General features: G+C 31.6%; 18 protein-coding genes. 4 read left to right on the top strand and 14 right to left on the bottom strand.

The window, feature by feature from the left end; all coding sequences use genetic code 11:
- Positions 1–37 precede the first annotated feature (37 nt).
- Complete coding sequence (gene pgk, locus IGB25_RS10300) at positions 38–1,222, top strand: phosphoglycerate kinase (protein ID WP_211064931.1); 1,185 nt, start codon at positions 38–40, stop codon at positions 1,220–1,222.
- Here the strand turns inward: pgk and IGB25_RS10295 are convergent, their stop codons facing one another.
- The 9 genes from IGB25_RS10295 to IGB25_RS10255 all read right to left on the bottom strand — a co-directional run bounded on the left by IGB25_RS10295 (position 1,223) and on the right by IGB25_RS10255 (position 11,126).
- Complete coding sequence (locus IGB25_RS10295; protein WP_211064930.1) at positions 1,223–2,542, bottom strand: HlyD family secretion protein; 1,320 nt, start codon at positions 2,540–2,542, stop codon at positions 1,223–1,225.
- On the bottom strand, positions 2,542–4,737 hold the full coding sequence (locus tag IGB25_RS10290) for a peptidase domain-containing ABC transporter (RefSeq protein WP_211064929.1): 2,196 nt from the start codon (positions 4,735–4,737) through the stop codon (positions 2,542–2,544). The genes IGB25_RS10295 and IGB25_RS10290 overlap by 1 nt, the downstream gene beginning before the upstream one ends.
- 6 nt (positions 4,738–4,743) lie before the next feature.
- A complete protein-coding gene (locus IGB25_RS10285; protein WP_211064928.1) occupies positions 4,744–6,051 on the bottom strand; it encodes an amidohydrolase family protein in 1,308 nt (435 codons plus the stop codon).
- A 12-nt stretch (positions 6,052–6,063) separates the two neighbouring features.
- Positions 6,064–7,176, bottom strand: a complete 1,113-nt coding sequence (locus IGB25_RS10280) for a hypothetical protein (protein ID WP_211064927.1) — start codon at positions 7,174–7,176, stop codon at positions 6,064–6,066.
- A gap of 43 nt (positions 7,177–7,219) precedes the next feature.
- Entirely contained in the window at positions 7,220–8,239 is a 1,020-nt protein-coding gene (locus tag IGB25_RS10275) for a ThiF family adenylyltransferase (protein ID WP_211064926.1), read from the bottom strand.
- Between the two features lie 3 nt (positions 8,240–8,242).
- Positions 8,243–9,031 carry an alpha/beta fold hydrolase gene (locus tag IGB25_RS10270; protein ID WP_211064925.1) on the bottom strand — a complete coding sequence of 263 codons (789 nt, stop codon included), beginning with the start codon at positions 9,029–9,031 and terminating at the stop codon, positions 8,243–8,245.
- Between the two features lie 48 nt (positions 9,032–9,079).
- A complete protein-coding gene (locus IGB25_RS10265; protein WP_211064924.1) occupies positions 9,080–9,256 on the bottom strand; it encodes a hypothetical protein in 177 nt (58 codons plus the stop codon).
- Between the two features lie 406 nt (positions 9,257–9,662).
- Positions 9,663–10,844, bottom strand: coding sequence for a hypothetical protein (locus IGB25_RS10260; protein ID WP_211064923.1), 1,182 nt, complete (start codon positions 10,842–10,844; stop codon positions 9,663–9,665).
- 78 nt (positions 10,845–10,922) lie between these two features.
- Entirely contained in the window at positions 10,923–11,126 is a 204-nt protein-coding gene (locus IGB25_RS10255) for a hypothetical protein (protein WP_211064922.1), read from the bottom strand.
- A 115-nt stretch (positions 11,127–11,241) separates the two neighbouring features.
- On the opposite strand from IGB25_RS10255, the gene IGB25_RS10250 reads away from it, so the two are divergent.
- The gene (locus tag IGB25_RS10250) at positions 11,242–11,598 is read left to right on the top strand and encodes a helix-turn-helix transcriptional regulator (RefSeq protein ID WP_211064921.1); all 357 of its coding nucleotides are present in this window, start codon (positions 11,242–11,244) and stop codon (positions 11,596–11,598) included.
- Positions 11,599–11,713: 115 nt separating this feature from the next.
- Here the strand turns inward: IGB25_RS10250 and queG are convergent, their stop codons facing one another.
- On the bottom strand, positions 11,714–12,652 hold the full coding sequence (queG, locus tag IGB25_RS10245; RefSeq protein ID WP_211064920.1) for a tRNA epoxyqueuosine(34) reductase QueG: 939 nt from the start codon (positions 12,650–12,652) through the stop codon (positions 11,714–11,716).
- A 181-nt stretch (positions 12,653–12,833) separates the two neighbouring features.
- Between queG and IGB25_RS10240 the strand changes: the two genes are divergently transcribed.
- Entirely contained in the window at positions 12,834–13,199 is a 366-nt protein-coding gene (locus IGB25_RS10240; protein ID WP_211064919.1) for a BlaI/MecI/CopY family transcriptional regulator, read from the top strand.
- Positions 13,200–13,254: 55 nt separating this feature from the next.
- Positions 13,255–14,772: a M56 family metallopeptidase gene (locus tag IGB25_RS10235; protein ID WP_211064918.1), complete on the top strand. Its 1,518-nt coding sequence runs from the start codon at positions 13,255–13,257 to the stop codon at positions 14,770–14,772.
- Here the strand turns inward: IGB25_RS10235 and IGB25_RS10230 are convergent.
- From IGB25_RS10230 to IGB25_RS10215, 4 genes are all read right to left on the bottom strand, one after another.
- Complete coding sequence (locus IGB25_RS10230; protein WP_211064917.1) at positions 14,769–15,320, bottom strand: NUMOD4 domain-containing protein; 552 nt, start codon at positions 15,318–15,320, stop codon at positions 14,769–14,771. The genes IGB25_RS10235 and IGB25_RS10230 overlap by 4 nt on opposite strands.
- Positions 15,321–15,354: 34 nt before the next feature.
- The gene (locus IGB25_RS10225; RefSeq protein ID WP_211064916.1) at positions 15,355–16,395 is read right to left on the bottom strand and encodes a ferredoxin--NADP reductase; all 1,041 of its coding nucleotides are present in this window, start codon (positions 16,393–16,395) and stop codon (positions 15,355–15,357) included.
- 499 nt (positions 16,396–16,894) lie between these two features.
- On the bottom strand, positions 16,895–18,439 hold the full coding sequence (locus IGB25_RS10220; RefSeq protein WP_211064915.1) for an Rne/Rng family ribonuclease: 1,545 nt from the start codon (positions 18,437–18,439) through the stop codon (positions 16,895–16,897).
- Positions 18,440–18,696: 257 nt separating this feature from the next.
- On the bottom strand, positions 18,697–18,987 hold the full coding sequence (locus IGB25_RS10215; RefSeq protein WP_211064914.1) for an HU family DNA-binding protein: 291 nt from the start codon (positions 18,985–18,987) through the stop codon (positions 18,697–18,699).
- Positions 18,988–19,136 lie beyond the last annotated feature (149 nt).

The raw sequence follows: 19,136 nt of genomic DNA, 5'->3' as shown, positions 1-19,136 counted from the left end.
AATACAAAAAATCACACTTTTTAAACCTATTCAAAACATGAAAAGCATAGACGACATCAATTTTAAAGACAAAAAAGCCATCATAAGAGTCGATTTCAATGTTCCGTTAAACGAAAATTTTGAAGTCACAGACAAAAGTCGGATTGAAGGCGCCAAACCAAGCATCATAAAAGTACTTGAAGATGGGGGTTCTGCCATTTTAATGTCGCACCTCGGTCGACCAAATGGCGTAGAAGAGAAATTCTCTTTAAAACACATTGTCAATGCTGTTTCTGAAGAAATTGGTTTGCAAGTCAAATTTATTGAAGATTGCGTGGGTGAATCTGTACAAGAGGCCGCTCAAAATCTTCAAAACGGTGAAGTTTTGTTGCTTGAAAATTTAAGGTTTCACGCTGAAGAAAAAGCAGGAGACGAAGCTTTTGCAAAACAGCTTGCAGATTTGGCTGATGTCTATATCAACGACGCTTTTGGTACTGCACACCGTGCTCACGCTTCTACAACTGTTGCCGCAAAATTCGCTAAAGAAAAAGCGATGGGCTACTTATTAAAAAAAGAAATTGACAGTTTAGATAAAGTTCTAAATTCTAAGGAAAAACCTGTTACTGCAATTATAGGTGGTGCAAAAGTTTCCAGTAAAATAACTGTGATAGAAAACATTCTTGATGCAATAGACCACTTGATTATTGGTGGTGGCATGGCGTTTACTTTTATTAAAGCTAAAGGTGGTAAAATTGGTGAATCATTAGTAGAAGAAGATAAACAAGAAGTTGCACTACAAATTTTAAAGGTCGCAGAACAAAAAAATGTTCAAGTCCATTTGCCAATAGATTCAAAAGTTACTCAAGAGTTCAAAAATGATAGCGAAACCAAAATTCAGCCTATCGATAATATAGAAGAGGGTTGGATGGGATTAGACGCTGGACCAAAATCTCAAGCGGCTTTTGCTGAGGTGATTCAAGCTTCTAAAATTATTCTGTGGAATGGTCCTCTTGGTGTTTTTGAAATGCCAAACTTTGCAGAAGGCACAATAGTCGCTGGAAACGCCATTGCTGATGCTACAGCAAAAGGTGCTTTTTCACTCGTTGGTGGTGGCGATAGCGTCTCAGCTGTTAAGCAATATGGATTTGAAGATAAAGTTAGCTACGTTTCTACAGGTGGCGGTGCCATGTTGGAAATGCTTGAAGGGAAAACGCTCACTGGTGTTGCGGCGTTGGAAAACTAGCTAGGTTTTCTGGTCTATAGATTGATTATCAGACCTTCTAAACAAATCTCTAAACTGGTACATTAAACGTTCCAATAACCTGAGGTCTTCTGTTATTATTTCAGCAGTGCCTATCATTTCTTGTTGAAATTCTATTTCAATGCCAAATGAAGTTTCTAATTGGTTTGGTAATTTTATATCAAGTACAAGAAACCCATCAGTATCTGGAGTTTTTGAAATATCTGTTAATACACCTTCTAAGACACCAAACTCCCGATCAGGATAATTGGATAATCTTATGAGTGCTTTTTGACCTACTTTTAGTTTTCCAGTATTTAACCCCATAGTTCTTGCACGAATGATATACTTGCCATGATGCTTGGGAATTACTGAGAAAACTAGTTCTCCTTGGTTAACAAATTGTCTACTACGCCAGTAATTAATATAACTTAATCTACCCTCTATAGCACTTTCTAAGACATACTGAAGTTCCCAATCTCTAATTGATCGTTTTAATTGATTAAATGAAATTAATAAATCTCTATACAAGTTTAACTCGTCTTTAGTTTGGTTGATAGATGTGTTCTTTTGATTAGTTGTTAAATTTATTATTTCACTTTCTACTTGTGAAATTTGATTTCTAATAGTAGAAAGATTTTTTTGTTTTTGAAGATAAATCAGTTCAACTTCTTCTAAAGTTTGCTGTGCAATTACACCTTTCTCAAAAAGTTTATTATTTCGGTCTAGTTTAGCTTTTTCGAGTTTTAATTCATTTATGGATATTGACAATTGATCCTTCAAATTTCGTAGTCTTTTTTGTTGCTGAAAAAGTTCGCTTTCTTGGAATTCTGATTCTACTAGATATGGTTTTAGAGTAAGTAGTTGCTGATAATTTCGTAAATCGTTTTCAAAGCTAGCATAGTCAATAGCTATACTTCCTAATTTTAAATTATTACAAGTTTCATAAGGAAATTCAAATTGGAACTGTTTAATGTTCAAAGTATCTGTGATAGATTTTAAATATATGATATCTGAGTATCGAGCAGTGTTTTCTATAATAGCCAATGGGTCACCTTTTTCTACCATAGCATTATCTTTAACTATAATACTATCTAATCGTCCTGATGTTCTTGCATAAACGCGATCTGGAGGATTATAGCTTGTGAGCGTAGCTTCTGCTGTTACAATATCTGGATATTTGATTACATAAGCTAATAGTAAAATAACCAATATAAAACCAAAAACAATGGTATTTCCAATACTTATAATGGTTTTAGGTGGTTCTGAAAGAATATCTCTAACCTCTTCACTGTAGACATGTATTTTATCTTCATTTTCCATTACTTACCAAGTTCCAATTGATTTTTTACTAATTGATAATACTTGCCCTTTTTTTCTGATAATTCTAAATGATTTCCTTGTTCTACAATTTTACCATCTTCTAAAACAATTATATTATCTGCATTTCTTACAGTACTTAACCTGTGTGCCACAATTACAGATGTTTTCTCTTTTAAGAACGCATTTAATTTCTCCATAATTATTTTTTCATTATTAGCATCTAACGAGCTGGTAGCCTCATCAAAAAATATGTATTCAGGATTTTTATAAACCGCTCGTGCTATCATCAGTCTTTGGCCTTGACCACCACTTAATCTAATCCCAGAAGTGCCTAGTTCTGTATTAAGTTTATTTGGCGACTTATTTATAAACTCCTCTATATTAGATATATATACCGCATTATTTAATTTATCGTTATCAATTATTTCGCCTTGTTCAGATTCTGAAATATTACCAGCAATGGTATCATTAAAAATGAAAGTTTCCTGCATTACAGCACCACAGCTTTTTCTCCAAGAATCATTATTAATGTCTGATAAATTGATATTACCAATTTGGATAACTCCAGTAGTTAAGTCATAAAACTTTAATAGTAGTTTTATCAATGTTGTCTTACCACTACCGCTTGCTCCCACAATAGCTGTGGTTTTGCCTTCGGGTATTGTAAACGATAGGTTTTTTAAAACCATTGGAGAAGATTTGCTACCATATTGAAAGCTTAAGTTTTTGATATAAATTGACTTGTCCGAAGGCAGTTCAAACACTTTTTTAATAGTTTTTTCATCTTCATCTTCTAGTGAATGCACTTGATTAAGACGTTCTAAACTAATTTTTGCATCTTGCCATAATTGTATAAAACCAATAAAATTGCTTAAAGGTCCATTAAGTTGACCAACGATATATTGTATAGATAACATCATACCAAGGGTAATATCTCCTTTAACCACAGCAGTTGCAGACAAAAATGTAATGATAATATTTTTGAGTTCATTTATAAAATTAGATCCTAATGTCTGTGAATGGGCTAACCTCAAACTACTCATCGAGGTTTTAAAAAGGCTGATTTGAACCTGTTCCCACTTCCATCTGTTCTTCCGCTGTGAGTTATTAACTTTTACTTCTCTTACACCATTAATAATTTGAACTAAAGAAGATTGACTTTGTGACATTTCATCAAATCTTTTGAAGTCTAACTCTGCACGCTTTTTTAAAAAAAAGAATATCCAGCCTAGGTAAAATAAAGCACTTACAATAAACACCGCAAAAATGGTCAAATCATAGTATGCTAATACACCACTAAAGACAAGAAACAGTAATATTGAATATAAGGTGGTAACTGTTTGTGAGGAGATAAAATTTTGAATCCTCCTATGGTCTGTTATGCGCTGTAAGTGTTCACCTGTATTTCTCGTGTCAAAAAAGTTGATGGGTAACTTGAGCATTTTAAACAAAAAATCAGAAACCATTTTGATATGAAATCTTCCATTAATATGGAGCATGATCCAATCCCTAAAAATATTGACCAGCGTTTGAGAAATAAATAAAACAAGTTGAGCTATTAAAATAAGATATATAAATGGTATATCTTGATTATTAACACCTACATCTACAACAGATTGTGTAAGAAAAGGTAAAGTAAATTGTATCGCTAAACCAACTAACAATCCTAAAAATAGTTGATAGATAATTCTTTTGTAGGGTTTTAAATAAGGAAAAAGAAAAGAGAAGCCTTTTTTATTGGTCTTATCAAGTTCTTCTTGCTTGTAGAAGTTAGCATTAGGTTCTAACAATAAAACAAAACCATTTTTATCTGTTGTATTTGTCCATGCGTTTAAAAATTCATTATGCTTATAGGTTAAAAAGCCATTTGCTGGATCTGCAACATATATTTTATTCTGAGTTGTTTTATGAACGACCACAAAATGTTTTTGACGCCATGGCACAATGAATGGTGTAGGCGCTTCTTTTACTAGAGATTCCAAAGACATACGCATACCTAAGGTGCGTAATTCTATAGCTTCCGCAAGATCTGCAATACCACCCATGTTTACACCTGTTCTGGTAATACCTGCTTTATCTCTTAAAAATTCTCTAGAAAAGGTTTTGCCATGGTATTTGGCAATCATCCTCAAACAAGTTGGACCACAGTCTTTGTTATCGAGTTGGCGATAAAAAGGAAATTTTTTCTTAAGCATTAAAGCTTATTTAGGCAAAATAGACTCAGATAATTTTTTTATATCACCATTATCTAAATAGTTGTTATTAAAATATATCGCTTCAATGTTTTTTAAACTTTCTATACTTTCTAATGGATTGGTGTTTAATAATATGAAGTCTGCTTCTGCATTAACTTCTATAGTACCAAAATTTTCATTGAAAAAATCAGCATAATTTACTGTCGCCATTTTCAAAATTTCAAAATTGCTTAGTTCAGCATTTTTTAATAATTTCATTTCACCAAGCATGCCAAATCCAGTAACCATATATTTCGAAGAACTGTCCGGGCTTAAAAGCATTCTAACGCCTAACTCACTTAACCTTTTAATAACTTGATATTTTTGTTGAAGTTTTTGTAATTCGTCAGCCACTTCCTGTTTATATGCCTCTTTACCAAGCTTTTCGCGGTATTGCTTGGTTTTTTCTATCCAGTTATCAATAGTTTCTTTTTGGATATACTCCATACCTGGTAGTTGGCGTAATTCTTCATAAGAATACCTGCCTGAACCAATACTATACCAACTCAATGTAGGGCATACATAAATATTTTTTTTCTTAATTTCTTGAATTCTTTCTTCTGTTACCTCAGTCAACATTGAAATACCTCCTAAATGTTCAAAAGATCTATAGTTAGAATTAAATATTAAGCTATCAGAAATGTTGTTTGGGAAGTGACCACCAATTTCTACGTTGTTAAGCCTGCATAAGCTATCTAGTCTTTTAAAAAGCTCTTGATTTTTTATACTCAATATTTTTATAAAATCAAAATTTTTAGCACCATCTACATAATTTTTAAGCTCTTCTTCTGTAAAACTATAGTTCTTATAAATTGGTGGTGCCGATAAATACAATTTGGGATAAATTGAATTTTCATCATTGAATTCATCTCTCCATTTTAAATGATTCCATGTTCCACGCATTGAACGAAGTTTGGTTACACCATTAATTAAATTTAGTTTTAGAAATTTATCTAAATCCTCCTTTTCTTTAGGCAAATGCACATGTGCATCAGCCAATGATGGCATAATGTATTTACCTGAACCATCAACCACAAACATATTTTCATAGGCTCTATTTTGGGTATCTTCAATTGAAAATATTTTACCATTTTTTATGATGACATCCTGGTTAGCTAATACTTCATCTGTTATCATCTGTATAACTGATACATTTTTTATAACCACGTCCGTTTTTATTCGGTCTTTTGTTGGAGATGCATTAGGCTCTGTTTGACCATAACATGTTAAAACAAAAGACATAAAAATTAATAGCAACATTTTATTTTTCTTCATAAAATTGAAATTTTAAAATTGGTAATATCCTCGTTTATCTTTTTCTAAAAATTCTTCATATGGATTTAAGGTACAAAAATCGTCGTATCTAAAATCTACATCACGATTGCTTAAATCAAATTCATCTTTTAGTCTTCTATATTTTTTTAGAATAAAAGCACACTTTTTGTCTAAGTCTTTATAAAATTTTGCGCCTTTATCTGTGTAAACCGTTTTAAGGTCTAAATATTGCAAACCAGTTCTAAAACGTGGGAATTGGTCTGTTAACCTTCCTAAAAGTTCGTGCTTTTCTCTACCTGAAAAAACATTCTGATCTAATAATTTATCGAAATAAACTACACGCTGTGTAACCGTGAACAAGCCATTAAACGCACTGAAAACCGATCTGTAATCCCATTGTTTTTTTGTGAGGTCTCGCATTATTGAATGATCTGCATCTATTTTAAAATACTGCTTTCTGTCATGTAATATATAGTGCAGATAATTGTGAGAACCTTGATGTATCAATTCTTCGATAAAATAAACAATATTATTATTTCCTATCACATAAAAATAAAGCATACCCAAAGTTTCTTTCGAGGTAAAATTTATAATCTTAGGATTATCGTGTAGGTATATTTTTTTGTTGGCAAATTGTAGTTGTTCATAATATTTAGGAATATATTTTTTTATGATACCAATAGCTTGAAATAACTCTTTATGATGTGCTTTCCAAACAGAATTATGTTCTGGATTATCATTAACAACATGACCTTTATAAAACTCAACAAAATATTTTTCTTGAAGAGGATGTACTTCTTTTAAAATTTCAAAATCACCTATTTTTAGAATGGGTTCATAGAGTGTTTTTTGTCCTTTTTTAAAGTAACCAACTTCAGGAATATAGGCTATATCATTTTTATTATAAGAGTTTTCAACTTTAATCGATTCTTTTTCAATAAAATAGCCTTGAAGTATTTCCTCTAAGCTCAAATTATCTGCCTTAGCATTAAAATAAGAAAAAAGTAAGGGTTCTAAGAATATATTATCGTCTTCAAGATTTAATTTCTTAAGTAATAAAGTGTTCTCCTTGTAGATTAATAACTTAATAGTATTTGTTAAATTAGGTTTGCTATTATTTATCATATGTTCTGCCTTATATATCAAAATATTTATATAATTAAAGATATCACTTTAGAAGGCTACATACATTACAACTATCATCACACTTATAATTTATACCTCGTGTTCGAAAAGTTAAAGGGTCAAAAACTAAAAGTCTACCAAAAGTTTGACAGTATTCATATTTTTCAAAACAATAAAACATGATTTCTTTAAATGCCAATGAAGATAAAATGTTGATATTAAACATAATGGAGGGATGATGTAAGTATTTTTCGAAAGGTCTTTCAAATAGCTCAACTTTGTAGTGGTTACCAAAGTTTTTTACATTTTTTTTTGAAACAGCGTTATAACAAGAAGTAACTTTAGGTATAAAAAATGGACCTATTTTAAGTTTTTCAAATGAATAAGCTATAGATAGAAATGGAAGGTTTCTTTCAAAACATAATATATTTAAATTATTGATAAATAATCCTTTAGGATCACATGCTTTTACAACCAAATCAGGATTATAATCTTTAAAATATTTTTCTAAGTCATGTTTTCCTATTGGCATATCATAACTTATACCTATTTTTATTTTAAAATTCCTGTAGATTTTTTTTTGTAAGGCATCAACTTTTTTTGTTCCAATATCATTAACAGAAAAGGGGAAATTTCTTAGCACATCATTTTCAGAAACATTATCACCATCAACAACAAATATGTTTTTAAATCCAAATTGTGCCAATTGATAAACTAAAGTACTACCACCACCACCAGATCCAAAAATTAATATTCTTTTACTAAGATGTGATAAGTCAGGCTTAGTATTTGTTATATATTCTAAAAAAGAATAATTTCTATTATCATTATTATGCTCTTTGTTTATTATTTCTAAAAAACCCATCCTATCTAAATGGGAAAGAATTTTGTTTGCTTTTGTATCATATTTTGGAAAACCAATTTCTAAAAGATTTTTTATAAATTTTCGGTTTGCTTTTGTGTTTTCTAATTCTAAATATTTTGTATGATCATAAACAAATCCGACACATATTTTATTTCCAGTCACATAAACAGGTATAAATTTTTTCAGACTTACTCCCATAAACTAATTAACTAACCATGTTAGTAATTTATTATAACTATTTAAATTTATATTGCTATCGGTAAAGGCTAAATGTTTACCACTATATTCAAATAGTCTTCTTTTCGAATTATATTGTTCTAACAATATTACCGCATCACCCTTAGTAGTAATAGAATCTTTAGAGGCAGAATGTATCAATACTTTGTTATTATATGTTTGCCAATATTCCTCTAGATTTTGGCTATCCCTACAAGGTATTTTAATTGATACGTCATCTAGCCTTTTGAGTATATTGTCTATGCTTAAAACACACCCGTCCATAATCATAAAATCGACTTTAGTTTTTTCTTTTGCTAACACGGATATAATGCTACCCATCGATAAACCTAAGATTCCGACTTTATCATAATTGTAATTTTTTTTTGAGAAATTGATAACATTAACTAAATCCAACACAAATTCATTGTAATATAAATAGTCTTTATCAATATTAAAATCACTACTTTTTCCAAAGCCTCTGTAATCAAAGCTAAGAACATCAAAACCTTGTGATATATAAAAATTAACATAATCCAAATAATATGACATGTTGCCGTAGTCTCCATAGGCAACTATTATAAGGTTATTGCTAGGTTTGTCTGAAACCGAAAGCCAACTATTCAAACTAATTTTTTGAGTTTTAATTTTGAAGTTGGTGAATTGTATATTGTAGTCTGCTGGTGTTTTTAAGTAATCTATTTTTGGATCGATTATAGAATAAACAACCGTAGATGCTAAAAAACAGATTATTAAAATTGATTTTTTAATCATAATTTAATTTAAAAAGCCATTTAATTTCATAAATGGCTTTTATAATATTTAAATTCTATCACAAATTACAGTCCCATCTTCTCTGTCTTCCTTTTCAACATCAGAAATGGGTCTATCGTTATCATGACAATCATTCTCAGTACCTCCATTAATCGAATTTAACAAATCCTCAGAGGCAATTTGGTCTGCTCTTTGCGCTAAGGCGTCTAAACTTAATTTACTCATTGTCTTAAATTTTAAAGGTTAATAAAAAGTTTCATACAAATTAAACATACTTTAACCTAAAATCAGTGTAATTTATTTGCAGATAATTTGCATAATTATGCAATATTATATATAAATAATTAGCTTTTGGATACAAGATCGTCTATTGTTGTGTCCCTAGGCATAGGCTCAACTTCATAGCAACAATTCTCATTACCTCCATTTAATTGAATTTAATATATCCTAATAGTAATTTGGTTTGCTCTTTGCGCTAAAGCGTCTAAATTTGATTTACTTATTGTTTTAGATTTCAAAGGTTAATAAAAAGTTTTTGTACAAATTAAACAATCCTTAACCTAAAATCTAGTTTAAGTTACTTGTAGATTATTTGAATATTGTGCAAATATATTAAATAGTTAAGAATAAATTAACTTAAAACGTCAAACCCCTTAGTAAATTTTCTTAATTCACTTTCAAGAAAATTTTCTAAATCATTTTCGTTTAAATTTAACAGATTTTTTAAATTATTATGGAGGTCTGCCGGGGATTTTCCAGTCTCTAATAGACTCATAACACCTTCTCTATTTTTATGCTTATATATTACATGACATAAAAAAGAACCTACAGAATATTTTACTGTAGAACTTTTGCCTATTAATTTATTATAAAGTTCTTGATCCAAGATAAAGTCCATTAATTTGTCATCTTTACTTGTAAAATATTTCTGTAAATTTTTAATATGATATGTATAATCAAACCCTAAAGAACCACCTATAAATGTTGCGAAACCCTCGTCAATTAAATTATTTTTTACTTTAATTTTTTTACTTGAATATAAATGTGTTAACTCATGTGGGTAAAAAACTGAATTATTACCATTTAAAAGAATTTTATCATATGGTATATACATCCCACCATAACTTTCGTTTAGATACATAGCATCATGGTAGTCAAAACCTAAAAAGTTGTACAACTCTTTAGTATTTTTAAATTTAACTATACTGTAATTTTCTAATTCAACTTCAAAAAAATCAACTAGCTTGTGCTCAAATTTTACATGTTTGCTTATGTCATCATGGTCTGATTCTTTATTTGGTGTATAAAAAGTAACATTTCCATATGAAAATTTATTCATTTTTTTCAATTTCTCATTTGGTATGTTGACTAATTTAAAGCAGTTATCTTCAGTGTGCCTAATCCTAAGATTATGAGACGCCAATATTGAGTTGAAGCCTTCTGGATTTCCAATGAGAGAAATTTTCAATAAAAAATTATTTTTCTTTAGTTTTTCAATGGCATATAAAGTTGGCTTATAATATGGATAGTGTTTTTGAAGATTTTTATTAATTATATCGTGTTGATAGCTGATTTTATCCGTATCTTTAGTTATCCAGAAACTCTTTATCTCTTCGTAGCTTTCAGCATTAAAATATTCTTCAAGAAAATTTTTTAAACCTTCTAATTCTTTGTAAGTGTTCAATTGATTATAAACTTGGTAATCTATTGATAATACTATCTTTTCATCTTGCGAACTAGGACAGGAGTCAAAATCATCAGTTATGAATATGAACAATGATGATAATAATACATATTTAAAAATTTTGATCATAATTCTATTAGAAAATTTAAATATAGTAATATTGAAGTGATGAAACTCATTACTTCAATATTACTATTACATAACAGTTTACTGTGGCCCTGAATCATGCTTGTAATGGGGCTTAGCTACTTCAGTATTATCAACTTGAACTTCTCTTGTTTCAGTTGTATTATCATTTGAATTATTATCATGACAATCATTCTCAGTACCTCCATTAATCGAATTTAACAAATCCTCAGAGGCAATTTGGTCTGCTCTTTGCGCTAAGGCGTCTAAACTTAATTTACTCATTGTTTTAAATTTTAAAGGTTAATAAAAAGTTTCATACAAATCAAATATTCTTTAACCTAAAATCACTGTAATTTATTTGCAAATAATTTGCATATTTGTGCAAATATCATCAATTATGATAAAACAAAAGCTCATTAAAGCTAGAAAAGAAAAAGGTGCTACTCAAAAAGAAATCGCTGATGTCTTATGTATGGGCGTTTCTAATTATAGCCGTAAAGAAAAAGGAGTTTTAGGGATTAGAGACGAAGAATGGGTTAAAATAGCAGATTTTCTTCAAATTCCTCTCGAAGATATCTATGAAGATGATAGAAAACAGGTTTTTATTTGTAAAGATCAAGCTGTTGGTCTTATTAATGGCACCAATAATATTTACACCAAACCCGAATATATACTAGAGAGCCAACGCAAATATATTGAAAAGCTGGAAATCGAGATAAAAGAACTAAAGCAAAAATTATCTGAGATTAATTAATTTTGATGGGTGTATTATTTATGAACAATATTTCTTTATTAACATATTGACTTTGATTTTTTTGTTTAATAGATATTATAATCATTTAATTTGATAGTTAAAGTATTATAAATGTTTATTCCTTTTTGAGCTTTTTATCTAAAAACTCAATATTGCGCTTCAATCCCGAATATTTCGTTCGCTTAACGGCAGATTTTTTGAAAATATCTTGAAAGACTTCTTCAGTTATGTCTTCCCAATCTTGCTTATCGAAATTCAAAAGGCGATCATCAGGATTGAAAAGTGGTTCGTTATGGCTTTTGCTAAACTTATTCCACGGACAAACATCTTGACACACATCACAGCCAAACATCCAATCGTCAAATTGTCCTTTGTAACTTGTTGGTAAATCGTCTTTAAGTTCAATGGTAAAATACGAAATACATTTACTGCCATCAACCACATAAGGCTCGACAATAGCGTCTGTTGGACAAGCATCAATACAAGCGGTGCAACTCCCGCAATGTTCTGTTACAGGCGTGTCGTATTCTAATTCTAAATCAATAATCAACTCGGCGATAAAGTAAAATGAACCCTTAGATTTGGTTAATACATTGCTGTGTTTTCCCATCCATCCTAAACCGCTTCTCACTGCCCAAGCTTTGTCTAAAACGGGTGCTGAATCAACAAAAGCACGACCATGAACCTCGCCAATTTCTGCTTGAATATACTTTAAAAGAGATTTGAGTTTGCGTTTGATAACGAAGTGATAGTCTTCTCCATAAGCGTATTTGCTGATTTTATAAGTATCTCCCTTTTGCTGTTTTTCAGGATAATAATTAAACAATAATGAAACGACACTTTTTGAGCCTTCTACCAATTTAGTTGGGTCAAGGCGTTTGTCAAAATGATTTTCCATATATTGCATTTCGCCATGCATATTGTTGTTGAGCCAATGCTCAAGACGTGGAGCTTCTTCTTCTAAAAATTCAGCTTTACTCATACCACAGGACAAAAATCCCAAACGCTTGGCTTCAGCTTTGATGAGTTGAGTATAAGTTTTTGTGTTTGACATTATGGATTCAAAGATAACATCTCGATATGATTTTTATTGGTTTTCCTATGGTAAAAACAGATGACTCAAGAAAAAACCCCAAAGTAGGTAGTGCGATTTCTTAAAATTTTAAAAATTATAACTAATTTATTAGTTTAAACTAAATATTTAGTTATATTTGTAATCTAAAATCATATGTCAAATGAAACCACTAACTAAAGCTGAAAGTGAAATTATGCGTATTCTATGGCAACTACAAGAGGCAAATGTATCGTCTATTATAGACCATATGCCAGAGCCAAAACCCGCTTACAATACAGTTTCGACTATTGTTCGGATACTTGAGCAGAAGGGTTTTGTAGATTATAAAAAACAGGGGCGAGGTCATATTTATTTTCCAAAAGTGAGCGAAGATAATTACAAAACTTCTACTACTCAGCGTTTAGCCAACACCTATTTTGAAGGATCGTTTAAAAACATGGTCTCGTTTTTTGTGCAAAAAAACGACTTAAGTACCAGAGAATTAGAAGCTATTTTAAAAGAACTAAAATCTCAAAACAATGATTAATTACTGCATCGAAATGTTTGTTTATCAGCTGTTATTTATCGGTTTATATCAGCTGTTGAAGTCAGAACCTCTGTTTAAAATCAACCGTTTGTATTTACTGATGAGTTTGGGAGTTTCTTTGGTTTTACCATTGTTAAGTTTTGGAAATATCTATCCAATTGACATCAACAAAATATATGTGCAGTGGCTACAACCTATCAATATAAGCATTCAAAGCTCTGAGAATACTGAGGCACTAACGTCTGATTTATCAACATCATCAGGTTTTAGGTGGAGTTATTACTTTTTATTCTATAGCCTAGGACTTATCTTTTACAGCATATGGTTTCTCATAAGAAACAGAGATTTTTTTAAATATTTACAGACCCAAAGTCAGTCATCTTATAAAGGTAAGAAAGTCGTGATTTTGCAAAACTCAACATTAGCCTTTTCGTTTTGGAATCGTATTTATTTAGGCGATCAAATGTCAGAATCTCAACGCAATGTGGTTTTAGAGCACGAATTTCAACATTTAAGACTAAAACACTCATGGGATATAATTGCACTTGAGCTGATGCAATTTGTTCTATGGTTTAATCCATTAATTTATATTTATAAAAAACAACTCAGACAAATTCACGAGTTTGAAGCCGATTGTTTAGTTACCCAAAATACTTCAAAAACAAAGTACATTAATGCTTTACTCAATCAAAATTTTGGTTGTCAAAATATTTCATTTGTCAATTCATTTAACCATTCTTCTAATCTCAAAAATCGTATCAAAATGTTACACAAAACCCAGTCAAAACGAATAAAGTATCTTTTTATTCTTCCAGTTATTTGTCTTGCTGTTATTTTTTCTTGCACTCAAGATAAAATGTTAGAGTCAGAAATTTCAAACAAAAATCAACAAGAGTTTTTTGATAAAGTTTTTAAAGGAGAACCTAACTTATTTGATAAATTGGATGATAAACCTGATTTGAATAGTTTGCTTAATTCTTACGATTTAGACATTAAAGATGAATATACTGAAGATGAAGAAGCCCAAGTTGCTTTAATCATAGGTATGTTAAAACTATCTTCAGAATATAAAGAAGATGGTGACTATCAAAAAGCCATTGATCAAGAAATTAATCAATCTGAGGGTTTAAAAAAAGTGGCTTTAACACTTGAAGACATCATGAGAAATAGTAGAATTGAAAAGCGAACTGAGGTTCAAGAGCTTGGTGGAGAAAGCTCAAAAGTCCCATTCGCCTCGTTAGACAAAGTTCCACATCCGTCATCCTGTAGTGGTAAAACCAATAAAGCATTAAAAGAATGTGTCAGTGAATTTATCGCAACTCATGTCAATACCAACTTTGACAAAGGTTTAGGCAAAGAACTTGGTCTATCTGGCAAGCAACGAGTGAGCGTTCAGTTTACCATTGATAAAACGGGTAAAATAGTAAATGTAAGAGCTAGAGCACCACACCAAAAACTTGAAGAAGAAGCTATACGCGTTATCAAAAGCATACCACAAATGATACCTGGACAAGTTGGTGGCAAAAATGTCAATGTGCTGTATGGATTACCAATAATTTTTGTTTTAGACTAATAATCAACATGACCCCAGTTTTCACCATTTTTAATTCTGTAAAGTCGCATATCTGAAATACCAAATTCTTTAGCTATCAGTTTAATTCTGGTACGTCGGTTGGGGTCGTGAATTTTTCGTTTAAGTCGGATAACTTGGGTTTCGGTAAGTTTTGAGTTTCTTATTTTTTTAGATATAGGTCTTTTCTTATGCTCGGGATTGCTAAACTGGTGATTTTCTTTTTCTTCTTTGGTAGCCCATTTTAGATTTCTAACGTGATTGTCTGTTTTGTCATAATTCAGATGTATAACATAAACACCATCACCTTGCTCTAAAAAATGTTGAGCGACAAGCTTGTGCACATACCGACCTGATTTTTTGCCGTTGCGTTTTAGCTTGACTCTTAAATTTTCATAACCGTTGATATAAGATCTTTTAACCAATATTTCTTCTTTCCCTTTACAATTGATAATCCTACCATAATTAGAGATTTTAAAATGTTCATCATCGGCTATATCATCGTCAAATTCAATGGTTTTCCATTCTTCGTCCCAAAAACTTCTAATCATAAATTTTCTTTTTTGTAAAAGTAACTATAAATTTTCAAATATCATCATAGTCCACAACCACTTCTGGAGTTTGAGGTTGAGCTTGACAGGTCAAAACAAGACCTTGAGCGACTTCGTCGTCGGTTAAGATTTGGTTTTTACGCATCTGTGCTTTACCTGTTTTGATTTTGGCAAGACACGAGCTACAAATGCCACCTTGACAAGAATATGGTACGTCTATATCTTGCTCTAATATTGCGTCAAGAATCACGTCGTCTTGATTCATTACCAATTCGTATTCTTCATCGTCAACGATGATTTTGAGTTTAGTTTTGCCTTCGGAATGAGCGATTGTTTCGGCTTCTTTTTCTGAATAAAACAATTCGTATTTGATTTGCTGATCTTTGATGCCGTTTTCTTTTAAAACTTCTTGAACGTGTTCAATCATAGGTTCTGAATCACATAAAAAGTATTCAGAAAAGTCAATTCCGCTATATTTATTCTTTAAAGCATAATTGATTGTTGGCTTTTCTATTCGACCGAAATGAGCATCGTCTTCACGGGTTTGGCTGTAGATATTTTCTACAAAAAATTGTTCGGGATAGTCTTTTTTAAGGTCGAGTATTTCATTAAAGAAAATAGTTTCTTGAGGTGATTTGTTTCCGTAAACTAAAAGAAATTTAGAATCATTTTGAGTTTGTAGCACGCTTTTTAAGATAGACATCACAGGCGTGATACCACTACCTGCAACAAAGGCACAATAATTTGCTGATGCATCAGATGATAGGGTAAAATGACCTTCTGGTGGCATTACCTGAATGTTATCGCCAACGTTAAGGTTTTTAATAGCATAATTTGAAAACACACCATCAGGTATAGCTTTAACAACAATACTCAGGTCTTCGTTTGGTGCTGAACAGATAGAATATGAACGTCTAATATCTTCGTTATCAATGTTTGCCGATAGCGTAAGGTATTGACCTGGCTTGTATTGAAATTCTGATTTTAGGTTATCAGGGATATCAAATGTAATTTTAATGGCTTTATCGGTCTGTTGATTTATTGCTTTTATTGGGATGGTATGAAATAAACTCATATTAATTTTCATTGTGGTTGCAAAAATACAATCTTAAAATCTTTAGAGCTTTATGCTTTATTAAAATATTGGTAATTTTAAGGGCTAATCTCACTGCTTTTGGTGATTTTTCTTTGGCTTAGGGATTGAGGCATTGTTGGAGCTCTTGCCACGCTATAAGTGTGGCAAAGCGACTGCCGAAAGCCCGCCGATGCGACTTTGGAGCGACGGAAGCCCACAACTCAATACATCCTGACGATAAATGTTGAGACACTACCGATGACTATACACATTTTTAAATAATTACAAGGTTCATTCTTTTCTTTTTTGCATCGCCCAAAACCCTTCAACTGTGCTCAGGACAGGCTTCAACAAAAAAGTCTATGCATATAAATCTTATGATAAATTTTTGTAGATCCATTTTTTTCTATTCTAACTCATATAATGTCACTTTTGATTAGATAAAATTTCTGGACATAAAAAAACCCCGTTCTGTGTAGAACAGGGTTTGTATGTAGATTTAGGCATTGATGATGTTGCCGTCTTTATCGTGAAAATGGTATTCCAGATAAGTGTAAGCGTCTCGAGGTTGAATTTTGACCCAGCGTTTATAATCAAAAAACCATTTGCTTCTCGGCGATGGTAATCCTTTTGTGAGATAAGTCGCTATAAAAGGATGTGCCGAAAGGGTGAGGTTTTTGTGATTTTTCTTAATGAGTTTTTGAAGGTCGGTTTGTAGTTTGTTGAGGACAACTACTGGAGCTTCGACTTCTCCATTGTCATTAGGATTTTTTTCGCGGGTTTTGATGTCTAACTCGGGTCTTACACGTTGGCGAGTGATTTGTACCAAACCGAATTTGGTTGGTGGCAAAATTTTGTGTTTTGCTCTGTCGTCACTCATTTCATCTACCAATGTGTTGTATAATTTTTTGCGGTTTTCGGCATCGTGCATGTCTATAAAATCGACCACTATGATACCGCCCATATCTCTGAGGCGAAGTTGTCTGGCGATTTCTACTGCACTGATGAGGTTAACTTGCAAAGCGGTGTCTTCTTGACTTTTGGCTTTATTGCTTCGGTTGCCACTGTTGACGTCTATGACGTGCATAGCTTCTGTGTGTTCTATGACGAGATAGGCACCTTTGGTCATGGTAACCGTTTTGCCGAAAGAGGTTTTGATTTGACGCTCAATATTATACTTTTCAAAAATGGGAACTTTAGAATTATAAAGTGTTACGATAGATTCTTTGTCTGGGGCAACTTCACCGACATAATCTTTGACTTGGGTGTAAAGGGCTTCATCGTCAATACAAATTGAGGTGAATGAGTCATTGAAAATATCTCTTAAAAGAGATGAAGTTTTGTTGAGTTCTCCCAGAACTTTTGACGGAAGTTTTTGAACTCTACTGACTTTTTTGCACATGGCTTTCCAGCGGTTCATCAAATTTTGTAAATCATTATCGATATCGGCTACTTTCTTGCCGTCGGCTACTGTTCTGACTATGATACCAAAGCCTTTAGGTCTGATACTTTTTATGAGTCGCTTGAGTCTGTCTTTTTCTTCTGCACTTTCTATTTTTTGAGAAATAGAAATACGTTCTGAAAAAGGAACAAGCACAATATAGCGTCCAGCGAGAGAAAGTTCACTGCTCAATCTCAGCCCTTTTGTTGATATAGGCTCTTTAGTAACTTGCACTAATATAGATTGATTGGGGTGAATAACATCGGTAATGCTTCCGTTTTTGTCGATATTTTTTTCGTTGTGAAAATCACTTAGGTCGTAGTTGCGTAATTTACCAGATTTTAATTTTTTGGTAAATTGAATCATGGTTTTGATCTGCGGTCCTAAATCGTGATAGTGTAAGAAACCGTCTTTTTCGTAGCCTACGTTGACAAATGCAGCGTTGAGACCACCGAGGGCTTTTCTTACATCAGCTAAAAAAATGTCGCCAACAAGAAATTTTGTGTCTTCGTTTTCTTTATGTAATTCAACAAGTTTGCCATCTTTGAGTAAGGCAAAATCTACAGCATTAGAACTGGATTGAATAATTAATTCTTTGTTCATGCGTATTGGATTTAGCTCTCAAAATGGTTTGAGAATTTGTTAAACTTTTTGTTATACTTAGTTTTGATAAGTCATAACGGGATGAAGATGCTTAATGTTTTACTAACATAGCATCGTTGTCAAAGAACTTGTAATTGATAAGATTTATTTTTTCTTATGTCTGTTGGCACGGCTGCGTTTTTTTCTTTTGTGGTTAGCAACCTTTGCTCTTTTTCTTTTTTTTCCGCTTGGCATAAATAATTTTTTTTAATTCGTTTTTACTTAACTTTTACGTTTTCTTTTACACTATCAACAAATGTTTTAGCGGGTTTAAACGCTGGAATGTTGTGCGCTGGAATAATGATACTGGTGTTTTTTGAAATATTTCGACCTGTTTTTTCGGCTCTTGTTTTGATAATAAAGCTTCCAAAACCTCTTAAATAAACGTTTTCACCGCTTTTGAGAGAACCTTTTACTTCGTCCATAAAGGCTTCTATAGTAGATTGAACTTCATTTTTTTCTAAACCTAATCTCTCCGAAATGGTGTTTACTAAATCTGCTTTTGTCATAACTCAGGTGTTTTGTTTAAAAAATTAAGGATGCAAATATAATCATTTAATATTCAATTATTCAACTGAATAGTTTATTATGTTTGCATAATAAGTTTTAAATGTGGTATTATTTCTTTAAATCAGTTTTTTTCGGAAGCCATCACCTT

The sequence above is a fragment of the Flavobacterium sp. CS20 genome, from assembly GCF_018080005.1.
In the GTDB taxonomy this organism is placed as follows: Bacteria; Bacteroidota; Bacteroidia; order Flavobacteriales; family Flavobacteriaceae; genus Psychroflexus.
This window is presented reverse-complemented; position numbering and strand designations above follow the sequence as displayed.